Raw genomic sequence first — 22,603 nt, 5'->3', positions numbered from 1 at the left:
GGTGTTGGCTAGGACTCCTTGGGCGCGGTCAGCACCGAGACGAAGTAGGCTACTAGCGTCACCGCCGCCACGGCAACGAGGTCGAAGGGGAACGGTATGGGCGGGTCGCCCCCGTACACCGAGGAGAGGCCGTAGGGGCCTAGTATGTCAACCAGCATTATTGACGTCACAAGCCCCACGTACCACGCGCCGCCCCTGATTGAGGGCCTGAGGTCCCTGTCAATGAGGTAGCCGGCGGCCAGCGCGGCCGCGGTGGAAAGCACGGAGAGCAGCATGGCAAGGGCCAGGTAGCGCACCACCGCCTGCTCAGGGACGCTTATCCCTGAGCTTAGCGGGTAGAACACCTTGACCGCAAGTATGTAGTCTGAGAACGCTACGGCGGCCGCGTAGGGCAGGGCCACCGCTAACATTGAGGTGCGCGAAGAGAAGGCCCTTATTATCATGAACGCCGCCAGGGCTGATATGAACGTTATGAACACCGGTATCATGGGTATCATGCCGGCCCAGTAGGCTATCAGCGAGGCCCCTACGGCGCCCAGCGCGCCCGCCGTAAGCAGCTTAACTGACCTGCTCCTGGCCGTGAAGGCGCCTAGGGCTGTCCCCCCGGTCACATAGGTCAGCAGGGTCGTGAGCACGGCGTAGCTTCCTATAGCGTACCAGCTTGGGAAGGGCAGAAGGAAGATGAGGCCAAGCGCGAGGGCCACTATAAGTCCAAGGCCAGGCACTGCGTACCTGTTGAGGCCGCTCAGCCTGCGGGGCAGGTGCCCGTTGGCTGCCATGCCGTAGACTATCCTGCCCAGGTTGCCCATCTGCACTACTGCGTTGCCCAGGGGCGAGACCCAGGCGTCTATTATCATGACTATGCTGAGCACCCCGAGGCCCACAATGGCCAGCTCGCTGGCCAGCGGGGCCGCGGCTATGTTTGACACGGCCAGGGCGCTCCAGTTGCCCGGGGTCACGGGCTCGAGGCGCCTCACTACGGTTCCGTTGCTGAGCCTGACGGTCTCGTTAACCTCTATGCTAGACCACCTGAGGCCCCCTATGAAGGCCACCTGAAGCAGTATGAATATGATCGCCGTTAACGCCACCGAGAGTATGACCGCCTTAGGGACGTCGCTGGAGGCCTTCCTGCCCTCGCCGCTGTACTCAACCGCCTGCCTGAAGCCCAGCAGGGCGTAAGCTATGCCTGTTACTGGTATGGCCGCAAATATGGCGGCTGCTCTTGAGAGCCCCTCGCCGGAGGCCTGGGTGCTAACGGCAAGGGCGAAGTTGTGCGGGTTAAAGGCGAGGGCCAGCAGGGCGGCTATCACTGTCAGGGGGACAGCTATTTTCCAGACCATCAGGGCGAGGCTCACGTTGCCCACGAGCGAAACCCCGAAGTAGTTAATGACGAAGATTACAATCACTATCGCCAGCGCCAGGAGGAGCCCCTTGGGGGTCAGCACCGTCAGCTGCTGCCCGAGCACCGTGGCGCTCTTGACGAGCCCTGGCACGTAATAGCTTGCGTAGTAGACAGTTGCCACCGCCTCAGCTGGAAGCAGCGACGATATTGAGAGCAGGTAGAGCGCGCCTGTAGAGAACCCCACGAGGTCCCCGTGGGCCATCTGCGGGTACCTGACCACAGCGCCGGTCCTTGGCGCCGCCGAGGCCAGGTAGGCGTAGGCAATTGCCATGAAGGCCACGAGGGCGGCCGCCACCGCCCACGAGGCCACCGAGAGGGGCCCGTTGAAGGCGGAAGCTCCAAGGGGCGCGAGGAGCCAGCCGGAGCCTATTATTGCGCCTATGTTTATTGCCACGTAGTGCCAGAGGCCCAGGGAGCGGCTGAGCTTCCTGTCCTCCTCTATAATGCCGCGGTCAGCCAAGCGGCCTCACCCCGCGCTTCATAAAGGAACTATAATGAGCACTACCAAAAAGCCATGAAGTTAAGCCTGGGATTCCTCCAGGCCCGATGACGGGCCTATGAGCCTCCACCACAAAGGTGGGTCGCCTGAGGCTTGGCCACAGGAAAGGATATTTAAGCTTTCCTACTGAGTGGCCTGGCTGTCACTGTATACAATTAACAAAAACAAGTGACGGGTAAGTTAAAAGGGGACTGAAGGCGATCAGGACTTAACTACTGGACCTATTACCTCCTTTCCGGCCAGCTTGTTTATCTCGGCCACCCTCTCATCAACGAGCTTCTGTACCTCCTCTATCTCGGCGGGCGTCAGGTGGGCGAACCTGCCCTGCAGCTTAAGGTACTCCGACACCGGCTTCCTCTTGGCTATCGGGAACGTGACCCTGAAGTTGCCGTGGTCAATCTCATAGAGCGGGAACACGCCGGTTTCAGTGGCAAGCCTTGATATGGTTATTCCGAGGGCGGGGTCAAACCTCCAGCCTGTTGTGCATGCCATCAGCACGTGTATGAACGACGGTCCCTCGTCGAGGACCTCCAGGCCCCTTATGAACTTGTTTATCATGTCCTGCGGGTAGGCCGGGTTGGCAGTAGCCACGTAGGGTATCCTGTGGGCGGCGACTATCATAGCTATGTCCTTCTTGGTCCTCCACTCGCCCCTCCACACCTTGCCTGCAGGCGTCGTTGTAGTCCACGCGTGGAACGGCGTCGCGCCGCTCCTCTGTATGCCGGTGTTCATGTAGGCCTCGTTGTCGTAGAGCACGTACATTACTGGGTCCCTCCTCTCCAGCATGCCGCTCAGGCTCTGCAGGCCTATGTCAACGGTGCCGCCGTCGCCGCCGACCGCTATCACCTTGACCTGCTTGTCCTTGGGTATCATGCCCTTCCTCTTCATCACCTCGATGGCCCTGGCTATTCCTCCAGCGCTGGCGCCCGCGTTCTCGAAGGCGGAGTGGAACCACGGCACCAGCCAGTTGGAGTACGGGTACCTGGTCGTTGAGACCTCGACGCAGCCGGTGGCGTTCACTATTATTGCGTCCTTGCCCGCCACCTTGGTCAGCATCCTCATTATCGTGCCAGCCGTGCACCCTGCGCAGAGGCCGTGACCGCTCAGGAAGTACTCGTCCCTGGGCAGGTCGAACAGGCTCTTTATCCTGGGAAGCTTCTTAGCCTGCTCCGCCATCACTCCCTCACCCCATAGAATATGGTCTCAGGGTACTTCCTCGTCCTGGCCTCCCAGGCCAGGCGAGCAATAGCCAAGAAGTCCTCGTTCTCCATGGCCCTCTGCCCTATGCCTGCCACGACGCTGGTCAGGTTGAAGCCGAGGTCCTCCCTGACCTTGAGGCCGGCTATCTCGTTGGCCAGAGGCCCCTGGTAGGGCGCGCCGTAGCTTATGGCCCTGTCTATTACAAGCACGCTCTTCACGTTGGACGTGTAGTTGACGAAGTGCTTGACTGGGAACGGCCTGTAGAGCCTGAGCCTCAGCAGGCCTACCTTGAGTCCCTGCTTCCAGGCGTCCGGCAGCACGCTCTTCATGGTGGCGGCGTAGCTGGCGTTAGCAACTATTAGCGCCTCAGCTCCGTCGCACATGTAGCACTCCATGATGCCGTAGCTCCTGCCGAAGGTCTTGCCGAACTCCCTGTCTATCTCCTCAGCCTTCTCCGGCACCCCCTCCATGGCCTTGACCTGCTGGTACTTTATCTCATAGTAGTACTCAGGCGGCACTATGGGCCCTATGGTCACCGGGTGGTCCGGGTCAAGCCTGTACGGGTAGGGCCTCTTGGGCGCGAACTTGAGCACGGACTCCCTGTCCTCGACCACCACGGGCTCCGTGGTGTGGCTCATGACGTAGCCGTCATAGCCCACCATGACGGGCAGCAGCACGTCCCTGTCCTCGGCGAGCCTGTAGGCCTGTATTATGGTGTCGTAGGCCTCCTGGGCAGTGTGGACGAAGTAGATTATCCAGCCGGCGTCCCTCGCGTTGAACAGGTCCGTCTGGTCGTTCCATATGCTTATCGGTGCGCTGAGGGCCCTCATGGCCACGCTCATGACTATGGGGGCCCTCAGGCCAGAGGCCACGTGAAGCATCTCGTGCATGAAGGCCAGTCCCTGGCTGGCTGTGGCGGTGAAGGCCCTCGCGCCCGCCAGCGAGGCGGCCAGGGTGGCGCTAAGGGCGCTGTGCTCGCTCTCCACGTGTATGAACTCAGCGTCAAGCTCGCCGTTGGCGACGAACTCTGAGAGCTTCTCGACCACCGTGGTCTGCGGGGTTATAGGGTAGGCCGCTATGACGTCAACGTCTAAGTCCTTGGCCGCGTGGGCCACCGCGTAGTTAGTGCTCAGGGGTATGGGCCTCTTGTACTGGACCTGTGCCTGCACCTCAGCTCACCTCCACAGGAACCATGTCGATCGCCTTAACTGGGCACTCCTGGGCGCACATGCCGCACCCCTTGCAGTAGTCATAGTCAACGTCATAGCTTATCTTGTAGACCCTCTTGGCCTTAGTTGTGTGGGGCTTGTCGAGCTCCTTTATGGCGTTGTCGGGGCAGACGTACCAGCAGATCCTGCACCTTATGCACTTGTCCTGGTCTATCACGGGCATGAGGACCTTCCAGTCGCCCGTCTTGTACTCGAGGCTGTTCCCAGGGTTCACTATTATGCCGCCGATCGCCATCTCCTTCCAGCCTGGCAACCTCACGGACATTCTGCTCACCTCCACGAGAGCTGGGTCAGGTCGTAGGCCTCCTTGACTGCCATCACGTTCGCCTCCGCAATCTTACCATGGAACCTGGACCTTATTACGTCTAACACGGTGTCTAACTTTACTATCTCCGTTGACTTGACCAGCGCCCCCAGTATTGCCGTGTTAACTATGTTGGCCTTCAGCCACTTCATGGCCACCGATGTAGCGTCGACCGTTGCAGCCCTATACCTGTTGGCGAAGCCGAGCTTCTGGAGGAGCTCGTCCGGCTTGAGGGGACTGTTGGCCACCAGGATGCCCCCGTCCTTCAGGCCCTCTATGTAGGAGGGCTTGAGCAGGCTCCTGTCGAGCACTACCACCACGTCAGGGTGCTCTATGGGGGTCCTGGGTATGAGGGGGCTGTCAGTTACCCTGGTGTAGGCCCTCACGGGCGCTCCTCTCCTCTCAGCGCCGAACTCAGGGAACGCCAGCGCGTACTTGCCCTCAATGATTGACGCCGACGCTATGACCTCGCTCGCCGTTACAGCTCCCTGTCCTCCCCTGCCGTGCCACCTGATCTCTAGCATAACCAACTTTGAGCGCCTCACCTGCAGTTCTGTGAGAAGCCGCAAATATAAGTAAATTGAGCTCTCCTCCCATAAAAAGTACCCAACTTAGATGATTTTCTTTTTAGAATAACATCTAATTTTCTTTAACGGCGTTAAAGTTATATATACGGCCATATACCTGTAGAGTCGGGTGCGGGAAGCTTGAGTGAAACCGCGACCACAAGGAAGGTCCAGAGGCTCGGAGGGTCAAGCCTGATAATAACGCTGCCGAAGCAGTGGGCCAGGAGGCTAGGGATAAAGGTAGGCGACGAGATAGAGGTGATCGAGAGCGGCGGCAAGCTGCTTGTGCAGCCCAGGGACCAGAGGGCAGAGGACAGGGCCGGCACGGTTGCCATAAGGTATAATGGGATAGCCAGGATGGCCGGCGTTGAGGCAATAGTTAACTGCGCCTTTGTGCACGGCTACGACAAGGTGGAGATACTTATCAAGGGCCTAGGGGAGGCCGACGTCAAGAGGCTCATGGCCGAGCTCAACGCCAGCAAGAAGGTGGCCTCCGTGGAGAGGGGCACGGACAGGCTGATAGTGACCCTGGCCCCCTCCCTGAACCTCGACGCTGCCAGGCTCATAAAGGAGGCCAGCAGCTCGCTCCAGCAGCTGCTCGAGGCCGCGGCCTCCGGGGCCGAGGAGGCCGAGATAAGGAGGCTTGAGGGGCAGGCCCTGGAGCTCATAGAGTCCTCCCTCAGGAGCTCTAAGGGCTCAGACATCGTGGACCCCGTGGCCTACGGGGTGCTCCTGGCCCTCCCCTCTATGGTGGCAGACTCCTCGGTGGTGCTGAGGGGCAGGGCTGACCTGCTCAACAAGCTGAAGGAGGCAGTGGGCGAGTTCCTGGGAGGCCTTGCAAGCGCCAGCGGCAGGAGGCTGCTTAACGCGGCCATGATTGCCTCGGAGCTGAGGGACATGGCCCTCCACGAGGGGGGCGCCGCGGCGGTAGTGGTGCCGCTGGCCGACGCGCTGCTAAGCGCGTCAATGAAGCTCATATGCCCGAGCATACTTGAGCAGGAGGCCGAGGGCTTCGCCGAGTGATCACCTTATCTCTATGACGTCGCCGTCCTGAGGCACGTAGTCGGGCCCCACCCTCTGGCCCTCGTACTTGGCCCCCTTGCCCCATATCCTGGCGTACCTCATGCTGGTGGCCAGCGACGGGCTTATCTTCTCAGCTATCTCCCTGACGGTGGCGTCAGCCTTAACTATCAGGGGCTCAGGGCTGGGCGGCTGGCCAGGCTTCTTGGTGTAGATCCTCTTCACGTTGAGCAGCCTATAGGCCACGGGCCCCACGCTGCTCAGCCCCACGCCGGTCTCGGCAGATGCAAGTATCCAGGGCACGTCCCTCGGCAGCAGCCTCGCCGCCTCCCTGGCCCTCGACTCGGAGGCGGGTAGGTCTGCCTTGTTGAATATAACGAAGGTGGGCTTGTAGACCTTGAAGCTGAATATGGCCTCCTCAAGGTTGTCAAGCGTGGCGGGGCCGTAGACCTCAACGACGGCGTTGTAGACCCTGTAGCTGTTGAGCAGCCTCCTCGCCTCCTCCTCGGTGAACTTGGGGGTGCCCCTGTAGATGAAGGTAAGCCCTCCCTGGGTCCTCCTCTCAACCTTGACGAAGCCCTTCTCCAGGGAGTAGGCTATGCCCCTGTCCTCGATGGCCTCGAGGCTGGCCGTCAGGTCCTTGGTCGGCTCAGGGGAGTCGAGCCCAATGACGACGGCTATGACGTCGGCGTTCCTGGCCAGGGCCACGACCCTGGAGTTGACGCTCCCGTCCGGGTTAAGGAGCGGCGGCGTGTCGACAAGCTGCAGCTTTACGTCAAGGTAGGTCATCATGCCCGGCACCGGGAGCTGCGTGGTGTAAGGTATTGGGCTCACTGTCACCTTGGCGTTCGTCAGCCTGGCCACTATGGAGCTCTTGCCAGAGTTGGGGGGGCCGAGCAGCACCACCTGGCCCGCCCCGGCCTTCTCAACGAACATGCCAGGCCTTGAGCCGCCCGACCTCCTCTGCCTCTCCCTCTCGGACTCTTCCCTGAGCTCGGCCAGCCTCCTGGTTGCCCACAGCCTCAGCTTCTCGGTGCCCTTGTGCTTGGGCACGGAGCTCAGGAAGTCCTCAAGGGCCTTGATCTTCTCCTCCGTAGTCCTGGCCTCGCTGTACCTGTTAAGCTTAGCTATGGCCTCAGCGGGCAGGTTGGTTACGATGGCTGGCCCCCAGAGTCTTCAGCTCCTTGAAATGCTTTTATCCGTTCCGAGCGGCCCTCGCTTTATAGCCCTCGGGCTTATTGCTTTGAGGTGAGTGGGGAGCATGTCCCTGGAGGCCGAGGCCAGAAGGCTGGCGGAGATGCTTCTGGCCGCTAAGAACGCCGTTATCTTAACGGGCGCCGGCGTCAGCACCGCAAGCGGCATACCTGACTTCAGGGGCCCAAGCGGCCTGTGGAGGAGGCTGGACCCGTCGCTCTTTGAGATATCCTACTTCTACCAGGACCCCCTGGGCTCGTGGAGGCTCTTCATGGAGAGGTTCGGGCAGCTCAGGGGGGTCAGGCCAAACCCAGCGCACATGGCCATAGCCAGGCTGGAGGAGCTGGGGCTCGTGAAGGCCGTCATAACGCAGAACATCGATGGGCTCCACCAGGCGGCCGGGAGCAGGAGGGTGATAGAGCTCCACGGCAACGCCTCGAGGGCCGTGTGCACCGAGTGCGGGAGAAAATATGACATAGAGGAGGCATTTAAGGCCGTCAAGGAGGGGAGGCTCCCCACATGCCCTGTGTGCGGGGGGCTCCTGAAGCCTGACGTGGTCTACTTCGGCGAGCCCCTGCCGCCTGACGCCCTCGAGGAGGCGTTCTCCCTCGCCGAGTCCTCGGACCTCTTCATAGTCGTGGGCTCGAGCCTTGCCGTGAGCCCAGCCAACCAGCTCCCCATAATGGCTAAGGCGAGGGGGGCGAAGCTGGCCATAGTAAACGTCGGGGAGACGACGCTTGACGACATGGCTGACTTGAGGGTCGACGCCCCGGTCGAGAAGTTCATGCCAATGGTCTGCGCGGTCGCCGAGGACATGATGGCTAAGGGCAGCGGCTGCAGGGCCGCGGCAGGCCTAGGCTAACTTAAAGAGCACCTGGCCCTCCCGGCTGACCTCCTCGACCTCTCCTATGACCTCAAGGTGCCTCAGGTGGGCCAGGGCCTCGCCTATGGCGAAGTACCTCTCGTAGGGGCTCATCTGGTCCCACGAGCTGGCCGAGGTCCTCCAGCTCATTCGCCTAGCCACGTCATAGAGCGTGGCCGGGGCCGAGAGGAGGGACCTCACCTCGTTAAGCCTGGCGCGGTGGTGCTCCATTATTTCATCAGCTCTCCTGGCCAGGGCGCCTATGGCCTCCCCGTGGCCCGGCATGGCAGTGCTGACGTTCATTGACTTGACCCTCTCGAGCGTCCTCATGTAGTCGCCCAGGGGGTCCCTTGAGGCCCGCGGGGTGTCCAGTATGACGTGGGGCGTTATCCTGTCCAGCACCACGTCCCCGACAATGGCAACCCCGTCGCCCACCAGGGCTATGTGCCCCGGCGTGTGGCCCGGCAGCTCCACAACCTTCATCATCCCGCCATAGGCCTCCAGCGAGTCCCCCTCCCTCAGGGGCCTGGCGGCGTCTGCGAGCTCATCATACACGTCCCCGAGCCTCGGCACCGGGTGCACCTCCCTCATAGCATTGACCTCGGCCTCCGGGACGCCGTAGTGCCTGTAGGTCTCCAGCACCCCCTCAAAGTAGTCCCTGAACCCCCTCCTCACCACCTCGAGGTCGGCTGCCCCCATGTAGACCTCGGCCCCGGTCAAGTTGGCCAGCACGGGGGCCGCCGTGGCGTGGTCAACGTGAAAGTGGGTCACAATTATTGACTTCAGTTGCCTCAGGCTTAACCCGGCGCCCCTCAGCTCCCTGGCCAGGCCGTCAAAGCTGTTGGCCCAGTACATGCCTGGGTCGACGAGGCTGAAGCCGTCATAGTCAGCTATTACGTAGGAGTTCACGTGGCCGAGGGTCCTAATTGGTATCGCCACCTTCAGCCTCTGGACCTCCAAGGCCTTCCCAGGCCCCGTGGGGCCCGCCCGAAGTTAATTTCTCCCCTGCTAGACAGCTGCCGAAAGGAGCTTAGGACACCCCTTTAATAGGTTCCGTCGCCCATACTCTTACAACGGGTGAAAGGAGTGAGCGTGGAAGCGGGAAAGGTTGAGGTAAGCGTAAGGGAGAGGAGGGTGAAGTTCGAGGTGTCCGCCGAGGACGAGGCTAAGCTCGACTGGTACCTCTCCAGCGCCTTTGCCGAGGGCGCATAAACCTTAGCGTTGTCGCGTTCGCCTTAATGAAAAGCGATTCCTTAAAACTCAGCCGTGCCAACAAAACCCGGTACCTGGCTTGAAGCTCTCGCTGCTGGGCCTTGACGCCCTGTCGCCAGCCCTGCTCTCAAGGGCTGTCGAGAGGCTAGGACTGAAGAACATAGGCGACGCCGTGAGGAATGGCAGGCCCGTGCCCCTTCACTCAATGCCCCCGATAACGCCCACCGCGTGGACGAGCATCGCCACCGGGGTAAACCCTGCCAAGCACGGGGTCTGGGGCTTCACGAAGTACTACAGGGGGCCAAAGGGCGAGCACCTCTCAAGGCCCTACACGTCATTGGACGTCATGTTCCCCAGGGTCTTCGAGGACGCGGCCCTGATGGGGCTTGACGTGGCCGTAGTCAACTACCCCCTGACCTGGCCCCTCGAGGGCCTCTGCTGCCTTGACAGGATGACCGTGGTCGGGGACACCTTCCTGGCGCCCAGGGTTGACTACAGCCCCAGGGACCTTGCAGGCAGGCTGGGCAGGTACTTCATAACGTTCAGCGACATGCCGGACCCGTACGAGAGGACCAGGAGGCTGGTCGAGGGGACCCTTGAGCTCCTCTCGGAGGTTGACGCGGACGCTTACTTTGTGGTTCTCCCCTACCCCGACCAGGCCTTCCACAAGGACCACAGGGAGGTGCTCTCCGTTGGGCCGAGGTCCGCCGAGGTGTGGGAGGCCATAGACGAGCTCGCCGGCGAGCTCATGAGGAGGTCCAAGGCCTTCGTGCTGGTCTCAGACCACGGCGCCGGGGTGCACAGGACCTGCGTCAACGCGCTCGCGCCCCTGATGAGGGAGTTCGGCGTCGGCGTGCCGAGGGGCCTCAGGGGCAGGCTGGCCCTCTACCTTGTGACGGCCGTCGACGTCATCTCAAGGGCGCTTCCCCCCTCGGTCTCGCCCAGGGAGCTCTCCAGGAGGGGGCCGCTGGCAAGGCTAAGGGGCAGGCTTGGCGGGGAGCTGGCAAACATAGCCGTGGCGGCCACCCACGGGTCCTCGGGCGAGAGCGAGCTGGCCAGGCAGCCGTTCACCTACGACGCGGGGGGCCTCTCAATAGACAGGATACTCTACTTCAGGGACGAGGCCTCCAGGGAGAGGGGCCTCAGGGCAATAGAGGGCTCCCCCGCCTCAAGGTACCTCAGGGTTTCAAGGCTTGAGGAGAGGTTCAGGGGGGCCTACATGCCCCCCTACCCGAGCCTCTTCGTCGAGTCCGTGGACGAGTCCAGGTACCACGTGGTCTCAAGCAGGTCCCTGGCGGCCCTCAGGCACGACATGATGCCCGACCACGAGGTGTACGGCGTCCTGCTCGTGAAGGGCGCCGAGGTGAGGGCTGAAGCCGCGGAGGTTTACGACGTTGCGCCTACCCTGCTCTCCCTGCTGGGCCTCAAGGTTCCCAGGGGGGCTGACGGCAGGAGCCTCGTGGGGGCGAGCGCCGGCGAGTACCCCTATGACGCGGCCGTCAGGCTGAAGGTGAGGCTCAGGGGGCGCGCCGGCTAGCTGGGAGGGAGAGCCTGGCAAACCTGTGGGAGTATAGTTGCACACACTGTATGGTACATATACCTGTTCATAACTTCATAAAGGCATTTATATCGCATTAAAAATATAATTTACCGCAGCACAGTTTTGGGGGTGCATAGAGTGAGGTCAAGGAGTAGGAGGTCCATATCTACAGCGGCCCTGGCGGCTATCATAATAGTTGTAATAGTTATCGTGGCCGTCGGAGGCTACCTAGCCTACGTCTCGTCGAGGCATCACGTCACAACCACAACGCCCACGACAACCACAACGAGCCCCACCACGACCTCTACAACCACTTCATCTACAACATCTACAACAACTACGACATTTACGACGACAACCACAACTACGACCCCTCCGCCCACAACAACGACGCAGGTGGTCACGCTTACGGTTGTAGACTCCTACAGCACCAGCGAGAACATAGCGTTCAACAAGTCCCTGGCAGCCTTTGAGCAGGAGTACCCGTGGATACACGTTGAGGTCAGGTACGCAAGCAACGTAGGGACAAGCCAGTACGCCTCCGAAGCCCAGGCCCATGACGCGCCTATAATCATAAGGGACAGCAGCGACGCAGCCGGCGCCCTGTTCGCGGCCGGGATACTGGTAAACCTCTCCCAGTACCTGCCGCAGAGCTACTTCCAGAGGTTCAACCCAACTGCCATTGATGACTGGACGCTCAACGGCTCTGTTTACGGGCTCCCTGACAACATAAACTACATAGTAATGTTCTACAACAAGAAGTACGTGCCCGAGCCGCCCAACACCACTGACCAGCTGATACAGATAGCCGAGCAGGTGAACAAGAGCGGGGTCTGGGGCATAGCCTACGGCGCCAGCGACGAGTACGGCTACAGGTTCGCGGCCTGGTTCGCGGGCTTCGGCGGGCAGATATTTGTGACGCAGAACGGCAAGGTAGTGCCTGCCCTCAACTCGACTGCCATGGTCAACGCACTCAACTTCTGGTACAACCTGACGTATAACCTCAAGATAAACTACCTGGCCCCGAGCACTGGGACTGGAGGCGCCGAGGGACAGCTCTTCATGGAGAACAAGGCGGCGATAATATTCGACGGCCCGTGGGACCTTAAGCCCTACTTCCAGGCCCTCGGCTGCGACCTCGGCGCTGCCCCGCTGCCCGTGGTGAGCCAGACGGGCCTCTACGCTGAGCCGTTCATAGGCAGCACCGGCTGGTCAATAACCACGCCGCAGGCCAACGGCGTGCCGGCGAGCCAGTGGAACGCCACGCTGCACGCTGCCCTGCTCTTCATAGAGTTCATGACTAACTACAGCAACGAGTACGGCCTCTTCGAGTACGCCGGTGACATACCTGCGCTTAACAGCGCCTACCAGGCGGCCCTGCAGAACCTGAGCGCGCCGACCAGTAACCAGACCCTGGCCTGCCTGCACCAGGTGATAGAGGGAATACTTAAGCAGAGTCAGCACGGCCAGAAGTTCCCGAACATACCGCAGATGGCTTACTACTGGAACTCGTTCCACCAGTACGCCAGCGATTTCTTCGCCGGCAAGATAAACGCCCAGCAGGCCGCGCAGGGCATGGAGCAGACCTTCGTGACCTCACTGAAGGAAGCCGGGCTGCTGAGCCCTGCCCAGCTGCCTCCAAGCGAAGTTTTAACGGCGCCCGAACTCCCCGCCAGCAGGTACTGAGGCGGGGAGCTGATGCCAAAAGTTTCACCTAAGCTTGAAGGTCTACTATATTTTTTACCTCTCCTGGCCGCGGTGCTGTTCCTGTTCCTGTACCCGCTCCTATACTCTGTTTACATATCAATGACCGACATGAGCCTGCTTCACTTCTACAGCTACAAGTTCGTGGGGCTGCTCAACTACGTCTTAGCGATAAAGCTGCACTACATCTCAACGCTGCTGATAAACACAGTCATCTGGACCGTTGGGAGCCTCGTCCCAATGATGGCCCTCGGCTTCGCGCTGGCCCTCATATTAAACCAGAGGGACCTAAAAGGGAAGTCGTTTTTCTATGCAATACTGATACTCCCGTGGGCCTTCCCCGGCTTCATATCACTGCTGGTGTGGCAGGGCATGTGGGTGTACCCATACGGTTTCATGAACAGGTACCTGCTCCCCCTGCTCCACCTGCCCCCCATAAACGCCCTCTCTTCAGTGCCTGACGCCTGGGCGGAGCTCATAATAACTAACCTCTGGCTGAGCTTTCCCTATTACATGACGGTCTTCTACTCGGGGCTGCAGAGCATACCTACAGAGCTCTACGAGCTGGCGGATGTCGACGGGGCTGGGGCCCTGACTAAGTTCCTCAGGATAACGGTGCCGTCCCTCAGGAAGACCATAGCCTTCGTGGCGATAACGAGCTTCGTGTTCACCTGGAACAACTTCTACCCAATATATGTGCTGACGGGCGGCGGGCCTGGAATTTCCACTGAGACCTACATAGTTTACGCGTACCAGCAGGCCTTTGCCTACAACAACTACGCCATGGCTGCTGCCCTCTCAATAATATCAACGCTGATAACCGTAGTGCTGGCTATAGTGGTTATGAAGTACACGGGGGTCCTGGAGGGCATAACGTGAGGAGGGGGTGAGGCGATTGAGCTCCAGGAGCCGCGCTAAGGCGCTGAAAGCGCTAAGGCTTACAGTGTCGTACTTAGTGCTGATAGTGATGGCCGCCTGGTCCATTCTGCCCATCTACTACATAATACTTATCTCGTTCAGCAACGTCACTGAGCTCCTCGCCTTCTCCTTGAGGGACCTCATACCAAGCCATGTGACGCTCGCGGCCTACAGGCAGCTGCTCCTTGGCCGCTTCCTGCCAACCATAAGGGCCCCCAACTTCCCGCTGTGGGTCATGCACAGCATAGAGCTCGCGGCGGCCACCTCCCTGCTCTCAATAGTGTTGGCCATGGTGGCGGGCTACGGGCTCTCCAGGCTTGACATGCCCGCCAAGAAGACGCTGGCCATGTTCACCTACATAATAACCTTCCTGCCGGTGACTGCGACCACCGTGCCGCTCTTCCTCCTGTTCGCCAGGCTTCACCTGCTTAACTACGTCGGCCTCGTGCTGGCCTACACCCCGGGCACGGCTGTCTTCGCAGCCTTCCTGGCCAAGCTGGCCATAGACTCGATACCGCCCGACTACGAGGAGTCTGCAATGGTCGACGGCCTCTCGAGGTTCGGGGCCTTCATAAGGATAGTGTTCAGGCTGGCGATGCCCGTGGTGGCGCTAACGGCGCTCCTTGGCTTCCTCGGGGCCTACATGGACTACGCGACGGCCTACGCCTTCATAGGCATAAACCCCAAGATGTGGACCGCCATGTTGGGCCTCTACTACCTGGCCGGCCTCTACAACCCGGCCTCCGCGCCTAACTATAACATATTCGCGGCAGGGGCCGTGCTGATGGGAATACCGCTCATGGCCCTGTTCCTGGTGTCGCAGAGGATGATGACCAAGGCCTACAGCAGCCTGGCCGGCATAAAGTGATTTTAAATGCAGGCATGCTAAGCTCGGGTGGGGTTGACATGGAGTACATAAGGCTTGAGGACGTGTGGAAGACCTACAGGACCAAGAACGTCACCGCGACCCCCCTCAGGGGCCTCAACATGAACGTCGACAAGGGCGAGCTGGTCGTGGTGCTGGGCCCCTCAGGGGAGGGCAAGACGACGCTGCTGAGAATCATAGCCGGCCTCCTGAGGCAGGACAAGGGGCACGTGTACTTGAGGGGTGAGCTAGTCGACGACATGCCGCCCAAGGACAGGAGGGTGGCCATGGTCTTCCAGAGCTACGCCATCTACCCGTTCATGAACGTGTACGACAACATAGCCTTCCCTCTGAGGCTGGCCCACAGGCCCAAGGACGAGATAGACCGCGAGGTCAGGAGGGTCGCGGAGATGCTAAGGATAAGCGACATACTTCAGAAGAAGCCCTCGGAGCTCAGCGGGGGGCAGAAGCAGAGGGTCGCCATAGCCAAGGCCCTGGTCAAGGGGGCCGACATACTTCTCATGGACGAGCCCATGGCGAACCTCGACGCCCAGGTCAGGGTATTCGCCAGGGAGGAGCTCAAGCAGCTCCACAGGCAGCTCGGCACAACCATAGTTTACGTGACGCACGACCAGGTGGAGGCCCTGTCCCTGGCGACCAAGCTGGCGGTCCTCCACGACGGGGTAATACAGGACTTCGGGGACCCAATGGAGGTCTACAGGAGGCCAAGGAACGCCTGGGTGGCGTCGTTCGTGGGCAACCCGCCCATGAACCTGTTCGACGGGGTCGTGTCAGGCAACTACATAGTTGCCAAGAAGGGCAAGCTCAGGGTCCCCGTGCCCGAGGAGTACAGGAAGCTCGTCAAGGAGGGCCAGGAGGTCATATTTGGCTTCAGGCCGGAGGACGTAAAGGTCGGCGAGGGGGAGCTCTCAGGCACCGTATCCATGGTGGAGAGGGTTGGAGCCTACACAGTAATACACCTTGACATGGGCGATGGGCAGCTGCTGAGGGTCGTCTACCCGTCGCTCTCAACGGTTAACAGGGGGGACAGGGTCAGCTTCAGCGTGCCCGCCGAGGCGGTCTCGCTTTACGACCCCAGCACAGGCAATAACTTAGAGCAGAGGCGGTGACTTTCCAGAACTAATAAGCTGTTGCCCTGGCCTTCTCATTGTAACGCTTAAATAGGGGGGCTCCATTAACCCCCCGAGACCCGAGGTGGAAGCTGGATATAGGAGCGGCGTGCGCCTTAAGGTCCTTGCAATCGTTGTCATACTAGTGGTTGTAGCTGCCCTGGCGGCCTCCTACGTCCAACATACAAGGTCCCAGGGAAGTCGCACGGTCCTGCAGCTCTCCCCGCCGGCCCCCAGCACCTACTCAGCGGTGGCGGGCCAGCAGCTCAGCCTCTACATACCGTCGCCGGCGGGCTACTCGGCTGAGGTGTTCCTGGGCAACGGCTCCAGCGTCACGGTCAGGGGCGACTACCTGACCGTAAGCTACAGGTGGCCCGGCAGGTACCTGATATACTACGCGCTCATGAAGGGGGGCAGGGTCGTGGCCTCCACGTCGCAGGAACTCATAGAGGTCCTGGTGACCCCCAACGTCAGCGGGCGGCTGTCCCAGGAGGTCAGCGTGCCGGTAATTGCGGTGAGCGGCTTAAACGGCACCCCAGTCTTTGATGTTGGGCAGAGGGTCAGTGTCTTCATAGGCTACCTTCAGCCGCCCTCGGGGCAGAACATGACCATATACAAATACTTCCTCAGCCTCGGCAACGGCACGACAATAGAGGTGAGCCCAAGGAACTACACGGCGTACCTGGAGACCGGCAACTACACTTACCTGAGGCCCTCCGAGGACCCGGTGAACGTCAGCTTCAGCGAGCCCGGCCTCTACCCGCTGACGCTGACCATAGAGACGCTCAACGTGTCAAGCGGCCAGACCTTCAACTACAGCTACACGCAGACCGTGGCTGTCGAGTCCAGGGGCCTGAGGTTCTCCATGTTTAAGCTTGACGTCGACCTTCCGAACCCTGGAACAATAGTCGTAGCTAAGAACGTGCCAGGAGGTCCCTTCAGCTTCGACCCAGACATAGACTACGGCAACATAGGCTTTGAGGTGCTCCTTAACGTCTATTCAACGCTCGTAGAGTACTTTGGGGCTAACACTACCAAGTTCATACCCATGGCTGCTGAGTACATACCTACTGTGGGCAACTGGTCAAACGTCACCGCCAGGCACCTCTACGGGGCCATATCGCCGAACTACACTGTTTACGTTTTCAAGATAAGGCCGGGCCTCAGGGCCGCCAACGGCGACCCCATAACAGCTTATGACGTGTGGTACAGCGTCATAAGGGACATGCTCTGCGCCGGCGGCACTCCGGGAACCCCAGGCTGGATACTCACGCAGTACCTCATACCCAACTACACGCCGTTCACCTTCGTTGTGACGTCGCCCAACGACACCCAGGGCGCGGAGGAGATCGTGAACGCCATAACCTACGACAACGCCACTGACACCGTGACGTTCCACCTAGTGAGGCCCGTGGGCCCCGTGGCGTTCTTTGACGCGCTTGCAGACCCGCAGGGCGGCTCGATCCTTGACGCCAAGTGGCTTGAGGAGGTGGGGGACGGCATAAACCTCACTGGGCTCTACGACCACAACATGACCCAGCTGGCGGAGGCCTTCTACAGCTACGAGCAGACCTGCAGCGAGGGGAGCTACAACACGGCGGTCCAGTGGCCCTCGGGCACCTCAGCCGGCTTCACCGGGCCGTACTACATAGCCGTTTACACTCCGGGCCAGAGCGTTGTGCTGAAGCCAAACCCATACTGGCCCACGAACATAACTTACTTCCCGAGGCCGAACGACACCGTTATCATAGAGTGGGTCAAGGACCCGACCACAGCTTACGAGCTGTTCGCCTCTGGCCAGGCTGACATAGTGACGAACCTGCCGACAAGCTACATACCGAGGCTGCTTCAGCTTGAGTCCCAGGGCAAGGCGGTCATCTACTCCTTCTCGCCCTCGCTGCTTGAGTGGTTCTTCGCCTTCAACCTTCAGGTCAACGAGTCCCTGCTCTCTCAGCTCAACCCGGCCTACCACATACCGAGCTGGTACTTCGCCAACCCGCTCGTCAGGGAGGCCTTCGCCTACGCCTTCAACTACACCGAGTACATAGACGACATAGTTGGCAACGTGAAGTATCACTTCAACTTCGGCAGCCCATACTGCGGAGCCCTGGTCCCAGGGCTTGACATTTACATACCCCCCTCCGAGCTCACGGGCTGCCCGACCTTCAACCTCACGTACGCAAAGCAGCTGCTGGAGGAGAGCGGGTTCTACAACGTGAGCGTCTACTTCCCCATCGTGATATCAAGCGGCGACACCACCGACTACACCGCCGCCCAGATGTGGGCCGCGGCCCTACACAACATAGACCCGAACATAAACGCTGTGCCAATGTACCTGCCCCAGGCGGTGATCGAGGCATACCAGGTTCCAGGGCAGAACGGCCTGCCTATATATTACTGGTACTGGAGCGCCGACTACCCAATGGCTGACGACTTCATGAACGGTATGTACCTGGAGGCCGGGGACTACGCCCTGCCGGACGGCTGGAACGCGACCTACCTTGAGAACCTCAGCGCGTACTTCAATCAGTCAAGGGTAAGCTACCCAGGCCTGAGCCCGAGCGTCGAGCCTGAGGTAGGCAAGTGGCTCTGGCAGGAGGCGGTGGAGTACATTAACATGAACAACACCATAGGTGTTGCGAACTACTATGATATAGCTGGCAACTACACGGGGGCGTATGAGCTCTACAGGCAGGCCGAGCAGGAGGCGGTGAGCCTCTACATGTACGTCTACACGATATACCAGAACGCGCTGATGGTTACGAAGCCGTACATGCACGGCTACATGGGCATGATATCGTGGCAGGAGAACCCCATGTGGGGAGGCATTGACGACTACGCGTACTTCTGGTGGGTCAAGGGCTAGCCTTAGCAGTTATATAATTGCCGCACCATTTAAGCGGTCTGTGAAAGCATAAATTCTAAAACATGACCTGAGGGGCCAGGTGACGTGCGCTTGTCCCAGCAGGGTCCACAGGACAAGGCCACGCCTCAGGCGGCTCAGAAGCCTGCAGCGCAGTCGCAGGCAAGGCCCCAGGCAGCTGCGGCGCCCCAGGCCGCCAAGCCAGCCCCAGGGGCAGCCAAGCCTCCCGCCCCAGCGGCCCAGCAGGCGGCCAAGCCCCAGGCGCCGCAGCCTGTGATACTTCCGCCTCCCCCACCCGTTGACGTCGGAACCGTTGCCGTGGTGGAGCTCCTCGACGCCATAGTAAAGCTGAAGAGGAGCGGCCTGCTGGGCATGATCTCCTACCTTGCGGACAAGGCAGAGGACTCGTTCCTCTCAGCCGCTACCGACCCGGCGTTGATGAGGCTCATGGCTCTGCTGGCCTCTGTTAGCTATGGCGTCTCCAGGGTCCCACCTGATGACATAGCCCTGGCCCAGAACTCGGTGCAGGACCTCACATCCTGTGCCGTGACGGCCCTCGGAAGGGTTGACATAACGGAGGAGCGCAGATATGGGGCCCTCGGCATGGGCTACAGGCTCAGGGACCCCGACGTTGGGACCTCGCTCTGGATACTCCTTCAGATAGCTAAGGGGCTGGGCCGCTGCGTGAGGGAGAGGAACAAGTCAAAGTGATCCGGGGCCCGAGGCCCCATGTGGTGGGCCCGGAGGGACTCGAACCCCCGACCTACGGGTCTGGAGCCCGCCGCTCTAACCTGGCTGAGCTACGGGCCCGCCACTGAGGTCCTTGTCCTCCGAAAATTTAAAGCGTTAGGGCAGCTCAGAATTTTAACTCAAGGCCCTGACCAAGAGGGGGGTAGGCCTTGGACTTAGGCAGGGCAAGGGACGTGGTAAGCGCCATAAGGTCCGCCGTGAGGACCTACTACGCGGGCAACGACGAGGCCCTCGACACCGCCCTGGCAGCCATACTGGCCGAGGGGCACGTACTCCTTGAGGGCCCCCCAGGGGTGGGCAAGACGACGCTGGCCAAGCTCCTGGCCCAGGCAATGGGGGGACAGTTCAAGAGGGTCCAGATGACCTCCGACCTGCTGCCCTCCGACGTGATAGGGGCAATGGTGTGGGACCAGGCCAAGGGGGAGTTCAGGTTCAGGCCGGGCCCCATATTCGCTAACGTGGTCCTCGTTGACGAGCTCAACAGGGCGACCCCGAGGACCCAGAGCGCCCTGCTCGAGGCCATGGCCGAGGGCCAGGTGACTGTTGACGTCAACACGTACCAGCTCCCGAGGCCCTTCCTGGTGATAGCCACCCAGGTCCCCAGGGACACGGGAGGCGTCTTCCCGCTCACGGCAACTCAGGCGGACAGGTTTGCGGCCAAGGTTGAGGTGGGGGTCCCGCGGAAGGAGGAGGAGCTGAAGATCATAAGGATGGCAGACGAGCTTATGTCGCCCCAGATAAAGGCCGTGGCCAGCCTTAAGGACATGGTAGAGGCTCAGGAGGCGGTCAAACGTATCAGGGTTGACGACTCGGTGGCCGAGTACATGGTTAACATCATAGACGAGCTCAGGAGGTCGAACCTGGCGGAGCCCCTGAGCGTCAGGGCGTCCCTCTGGCTCTACCGCATGTCAAGGGCTAAGGCCCTCATGGAGGGCAGGGACTTCGTGACCCCAGACGACGTTAAGGCTGTGGCCCTCCCGGTGCTGAGGCACAGGGTGGTTGTCAGCGAGGGGTTCTCCCCCGACTCGCTCATAAGGTCAGTCCTTGAGAGGGTGCCCGTGCCGAGGGGCTGAAGTTGATAGGGGCCACCTCAAGGGGAGCCGGCGTCCTGGCCCTCTCGGCCTCCCTGTTGGCCATAGGCATTGCCGTGGGGGCCTACTTACTCGTTGCCTTGGGGGTCCTCCTGGCCCTGGCGTCCCTTGCGGACCTGGCAGCCCTCGTGGTGTTATCAAGGCCCACGACCCTCAGGCCCTCGCAGGGCGAGGTGGCGTGCTCCGCGGGCTCCGGGGCCACAGTAGCCTTGTCGCACGGAAGGCTCAGGGGCAACCTAGTCAAGGATCAGCTGGTGGCCGGGCTTGAGGCGGGCGAGGGCGGCTCCCTGCTTAGGCTCAGCTGCCCCCACGCTGGCAGCTATCTCCTCTCCTTTGTCAGGTTCACGCTGAGGTCCCCCCTTGGCCTCTTCGAGGCCTCCTGGGAGGACCCCGTGAGGCCGCCCGTCAGGGCGTCGGCGAGCCCCAGGTTCCTGCCGCTGGCGGTCGCGGCCCTGGCCGGGGCAGGGGCAATGGGAGGCCAGGGGACTACGGCTTTCGAGGCCCCCTACACGCTGCCTAGGGGCGAGGACTACGCGTGGACCGAGAGGCTGCAGCCCGGCGAGCCGGCCGAGGTGATAGACTGGAGGGCCACGGCCAGGAGGGGAGAACTCATGGTAAAGAGGTTCTACCCCCAGGGCTCAAGGGAGGTGTCGCTCGTGGTTGACCTGACAGCGACCGACCCTGAGTCGGCTGACGAGCTGGCGGCTGCCTCGCTCTCCATAGCCCTTGGCCTCTCGGGGAGCCTCAGCGTGACACCTTACATATATGACGGCGAGAGACTGGCCAGAGTTAACGGCATTGATGGCCTGGCCAGGGCGCTGCTTGAAAGGCTGGGGAGGCACTACCCGGAGGCCTTCAGGGTCCTAGATGATTACCCCGGCAGGCTCAGGCTCTCCGAGGGAGTCCCCGAGGGCAAGGTAATAGCTGTGACCCAGCTCCTCAGCCCCCTGCCCTCGCTCCTGCCTCCGGGGTGCACCGTTGTGCAGCCCACCAGGCCCTGGCTCAGGGCCCCCTCCCTGGAGGAGGCCTACATCATGAAGGAGAGGCACGACCGCGAGGTTTCTCTGCTGAGGGCCTCGGGGTGCCAGGTTCTCCTCAGCGTCAGGGAGCTTACCAAGGTAGTACGGCCCCTCTGAGGAATACGCGGAGCTCTATGTGCCTAGCTATTGCCCCCTCGTCGTGAAGCCGAAGGCCTCGAGGACGCGGTCACCGACCCTGCCAGGATCCCTGCCATTGGTAACTGGCCTTGTAGGCATGGATTTGTCTAGGCCATGGCTTAGCCCTCAGCTGAGCCCTGCTCCCTCCTCATGGACCTCATGTGCTTCAACAGCCTGTACTCCATCCTCTTCAGGTACATGCTCAGTATGCCGAGGAGCAGGCTGTTGAAGCCGGTTGCCGTGACCACAAGGGCCATTATTGCGTTGACAAAGTGGTCAACGTGCATGAAGTAGAACTGGTAGGCCGTCATGCCGCCCACCAGCAGGCCGGGCACCATGAGGAGCGCCCCTGCAAGGAAGAGCGTGCTAGTCGGGTTGTACCTCCATGAGAGCCTGACCATGTCGAGGGCTATGCCGAGGCCGTGCCAGGGCCTCAGCTTCTTCCTCCCCAGCCTCTTCCTGTACTCTATGTCCACCTCGCCCACGGAGCCCCCGGTTGAGACTATGTGGGCCGCTATCTCGCTCTCCACGCTGAAGCCGCCCATCTCAAGGTTGGCGTCTGCTATGGCCTCCCTCCTCACCAGGTAGAGGCCGCTGAGCACGTCCCTGAGCCTGACCCCAAACATGGAGTCGAAGAGCCACGTGAGCAGCGCGTTGCCGACCCTGTAGACGAGGGGCTGCGAGCTGCTGGGCCTCACGCCTATAACCTCGTCGTAGCCCCCCTCCTTGAGCGCATTTACCATAAGTGGCACGTACTTAGCCGGATACGTGTGGTCAGCGTCTATGACAAGTATGAGAGGGGTCTTAGCGTACTTAAGGCCGCACCTTATGGCGTCTGCCTTGCCCCTGCCCCTCTGCCTGACCACCCTCACCCCAAGCTTTGACGCTATTTCAGGGGTTCCATCGGCGCTGCCGCCGTCGACAACAACTATGTTGTACGGTCTTATGCCGACGTCTATGAGCTCCTGTATCGTGGGCCCTATTCCCTCAGACTCGTTAAGGGCGGGCACTATGGCTGTCACGTCGTCTAAGTTCATGTTTTTACCCCAAAGGTGAGCCCCAGAAACCATGGTGGGAGGGCTTATTTAAGGGTTGAG

General features: G+C 60.9%; 20 protein-coding genes and 1 tRNA gene. 12 read left to right on the top strand and 9 right to left on the bottom strand.

Translation table 11 applies throughout. The features are described from left to right. Positions 1-8: 8 nt before the first annotated feature. The 5 genes from ACZ5OO_RS04655 to ACZ5OO_RS04635 all read right to left on the bottom strand — a co-directional run bounded on the left by ACZ5OO_RS04655 (position 9) and on the right by ACZ5OO_RS04635 (position 5,158). Positions 9-1,862 (bottom strand): APC family permease, encoded by a 1,854-nt coding sequence (locus tag ACZ5OO_RS04655; RefSeq protein ID WP_464077943.1) that lies wholly within the window; start codon positions 1,860-1,862, stop codon positions 9-11. 240 nt (positions 1,863-2,102) lie between these two features. Continuing rightward, entirely contained in the window at positions 2,103-3,077 is a 975-nt protein-coding gene (locus ACZ5OO_RS04650) for a thiamine pyrophosphate-dependent enzyme (RefSeq protein ID WP_013266019.1), read from the bottom strand. After that, entirely contained in the window at positions 3,077-4,270 is a 1,194-nt protein-coding gene (locus ACZ5OO_RS04645; RefSeq protein ID WP_013266018.1) for a pyruvate:ferredoxin oxidoreductase (POR), subunit alpha, read from the bottom strand. The genes ACZ5OO_RS04650 and ACZ5OO_RS04645 overlap by 1 nt, the downstream gene beginning before the upstream one ends. 1 nt (position 4,271) lies before the next feature. Continuing rightward, positions 4,272-4,595: a 4Fe-4S binding protein gene (locus ACZ5OO_RS04640; RefSeq protein ID WP_048812921.1), complete on the bottom strand. Its 324-nt coding sequence runs from the start codon at positions 4,593-4,595 to the stop codon at positions 4,272-4,274. A 5-nt stretch (positions 4,596-4,600) separates the two neighbouring features. After that, a complete protein-coding gene (locus ACZ5OO_RS04635; protein WP_048812920.1) occupies positions 4,601-5,158 on the bottom strand; it encodes a 2-oxoacid:acceptor oxidoreductase family protein in 558 nt (185 codons plus the stop codon). 183 nt (positions 5,159-5,341) lie between these two features. Between ACZ5OO_RS04635 and ACZ5OO_RS04630 the strand changes: the two genes are divergently transcribed. After that, entirely contained in the window at positions 5,342-6,223 is an 882-nt protein-coding gene (locus ACZ5OO_RS04630) for an AbrB/MazE/SpoVT family DNA-binding domain-containing protein (protein WP_464077942.1), read from the top strand. Here the strand turns inward: ACZ5OO_RS04630 and ACZ5OO_RS04625 are convergent, their stop codons facing one another. Then, positions 6,224-7,273, bottom strand: coding sequence for a GTPase (locus ACZ5OO_RS04625; protein ID WP_464077941.1), 1,050 nt, complete (start codon positions 7,271-7,273; stop codon positions 6,224-6,226). A gap of 208 nt (positions 7,274-7,481) precedes the next feature. On the opposite strand from ACZ5OO_RS04625, the gene cobB reads away from it, so the two are divergent. Beyond that, complete coding sequence (cobB, locus tag ACZ5OO_RS04620; protein WP_464078558.1) at positions 7,482-8,276, top strand: NAD-dependent protein deacetylase; 795 nt, start codon at positions 7,482-7,484, stop codon at positions 8,274-8,276. On the opposite strand, the gene ACZ5OO_RS04615 is transcribed toward cobB, so the two are convergent. Then, on the bottom strand, positions 8,268-9,236 hold the full coding sequence (locus ACZ5OO_RS04615) for an MBL fold metallo-hydrolase (protein ID WP_464077940.1): 969 nt from the start codon (positions 9,234-9,236) through the stop codon (positions 8,268-8,270). The two genes, cobB and ACZ5OO_RS04615, sit on opposite strands and share 9 nt — an antisense overlap. Positions 9,237-9,362: 126 nt before the next feature. Between ACZ5OO_RS04615 and ACZ5OO_RS04610 the strand changes: the two genes are divergently transcribed. The 8 genes from ACZ5OO_RS04610 (at position 9,363) to ACZ5OO_RS04575 (ending at position 19,219) form a co-directional block, all read left to right on the top strand. Next, the gene (locus tag ACZ5OO_RS04610) at positions 9,363-9,488 is read left to right on the top strand and encodes a hypothetical protein (protein ID WP_464077939.1); all 126 of its coding nucleotides are present in this window, start codon (positions 9,363-9,365) and stop codon (positions 9,486-9,488) included. 79 nt (positions 9,489-9,567) lie between these two features. Further along, a complete protein-coding gene (locus ACZ5OO_RS04605; RefSeq protein ID WP_464077938.1) occupies positions 9,568-11,025 on the top strand; it encodes an alkaline phosphatase family protein in 1,458 nt (485 codons plus the stop codon). A 141-nt stretch (positions 11,026-11,166) separates the two neighbouring features. Beyond that, the gene (locus tag ACZ5OO_RS04600; RefSeq protein WP_464077937.1) at positions 11,167-12,714 is read left to right on the top strand and encodes an extracellular solute-binding protein; all 1,548 of its coding nucleotides are present in this window, start codon (positions 11,167-11,169) and stop codon (positions 12,712-12,714) included. A 12-nt stretch (positions 12,715-12,726) separates the two neighbouring features. After that, the gene (locus tag ACZ5OO_RS04595; protein ID WP_464077936.1) at positions 12,727-13,611 is read left to right on the top strand and encodes a carbohydrate ABC transporter permease; all 885 of its coding nucleotides are present in this window, start codon (positions 12,727-12,729) and stop codon (positions 13,609-13,611) included. 16 nt (positions 13,612-13,627) lie between these two features. Next, on the top strand, positions 13,628-14,518 hold the full coding sequence (locus ACZ5OO_RS04590) for an ABC transporter permease subunit (protein ID WP_464077935.1): 891 nt from the start codon (positions 13,628-13,630) through the stop codon (positions 14,516-14,518). 14 nt (positions 14,519-14,532) lie between these two features. After that, positions 14,533-15,645 (top strand): ABC transporter ATP-binding protein, encoded by a 1,113-nt coding sequence (locus tag ACZ5OO_RS04585; protein WP_464077934.1) that lies wholly within the window; start codon positions 14,533-14,535, stop codon positions 15,643-15,645. 109 nt (positions 15,646-15,754) lie between these two features. Then, the gene (locus ACZ5OO_RS04580) at positions 15,755-18,511 is read left to right on the top strand and encodes an ABC transporter substrate-binding protein (RefSeq protein ID WP_464077933.1); all 2,757 of its coding nucleotides are present in this window, start codon (positions 15,755-15,757) and stop codon (positions 18,509-18,511) included. Positions 18,512-18,601: 90 nt separating this feature from the next. Further along, positions 18,602-19,219 (top strand): helical membrane plugin domain-containing protein, encoded by a 618-nt coding sequence (locus ACZ5OO_RS04575; RefSeq protein WP_013266003.1) that lies wholly within the window; start codon positions 18,602-18,604, stop codon positions 19,217-19,219. Between the two features lie 21 nt (positions 19,220-19,240). On the opposite strand, the gene ACZ5OO_RS04570 is transcribed toward ACZ5OO_RS04575, so the two are convergent. Next, a tRNA-Trp gene (locus tag ACZ5OO_RS04570) sits at positions 19,241-19,318 on the bottom strand. An 89-nt stretch (positions 19,319-19,407) separates the two neighbouring features. Between ACZ5OO_RS04570 and ACZ5OO_RS04565 the strand changes: the two genes are divergently transcribed. Together ACZ5OO_RS04565 and ACZ5OO_RS04560 are read left to right on the top strand one after the other, a co-directional pair. Continuing rightward, positions 19,408-20,331 (top strand): AAA family ATPase, encoded by a 924-nt coding sequence (locus ACZ5OO_RS04565; protein ID WP_464077932.1) that lies wholly within the window; start codon positions 19,408-19,410, stop codon positions 20,329-20,331. A gap of 2 nt (positions 20,332-20,333) precedes the next feature. Then, positions 20,334-21,485, top strand: coding sequence for a DUF58 domain-containing protein (locus tag ACZ5OO_RS04560; protein ID WP_464077931.1), 1,152 nt, complete (start codon positions 20,334-20,336; stop codon positions 21,483-21,485). 140 nt (positions 21,486-21,625) lie between these two features. Here ACZ5OO_RS04560 and ACZ5OO_RS04555 read toward each other — a convergent pair whose 3' ends face one another. Continuing rightward, positions 21,626-22,543: a glycosyltransferase family 2 protein gene (locus ACZ5OO_RS04555; RefSeq protein WP_464077930.1), complete on the bottom strand. Its 918-nt coding sequence runs from the start codon at positions 22,541-22,543 to the stop codon at positions 21,626-21,628. Positions 22,544-22,603 lie beyond the last annotated feature (60 nt).

It is taken from the genome of Acidilobus aceticus (genome assembly GCF_055392325.1).
Note: the sequence above shows the minus strand (reverse complement) of the source record. Positions and strands in the feature narration are given on the sequence as shown.

Coding starts and splice junctions, on each gene's coding strand:
- ACZ5OO_RS04650 (WP_013266019.1), bottom strand. CDS start 3,077: ATGGCGGAGCAGGCTAAGAAGCTTCCCAGGATAAAGAGCCTGTTCGAC.
- ACZ5OO_RS04640 (WP_048812921.1), bottom strand. CDS start 4,595: ATGTCCGTGAGGTTGCCAGGCTGGAAGGAGATGGCGATCGGCGGCATA.
- ACZ5OO_RS04635 (WP_048812920.1), bottom strand. CDS start 5,158: ATGCTAGAGATCAGGTGGCACGGCAGGGGAGGACAGGGAGCTGTAACG.
- cobB (WP_464078558.1), top strand. CDS start 7,482: ATGTCCCTGGAGGCCGAGGCCAGAAGGCTGGCGGAGATGCTTCTGGCC.
- ACZ5OO_RS04595 (WP_464077936.1), top strand. CDS start 12,727: ATGCCAAAAGTTTCACCTAAGCTTGAAGGTCTACTATATTTTTTACCT.
- ACZ5OO_RS04585 (WP_464077934.1), top strand. CDS start 14,533: ATGCTAAGCTCGGGTGGGGTTGACATGGAGTACATAAGGCTTGAGGAC.
- ACZ5OO_RS04555 (WP_464077930.1), bottom strand. CDS start 22,543: ATGAACTTAGACGACGTGACAGCCATAGTGCCCGCCCTTAACGAGTCT.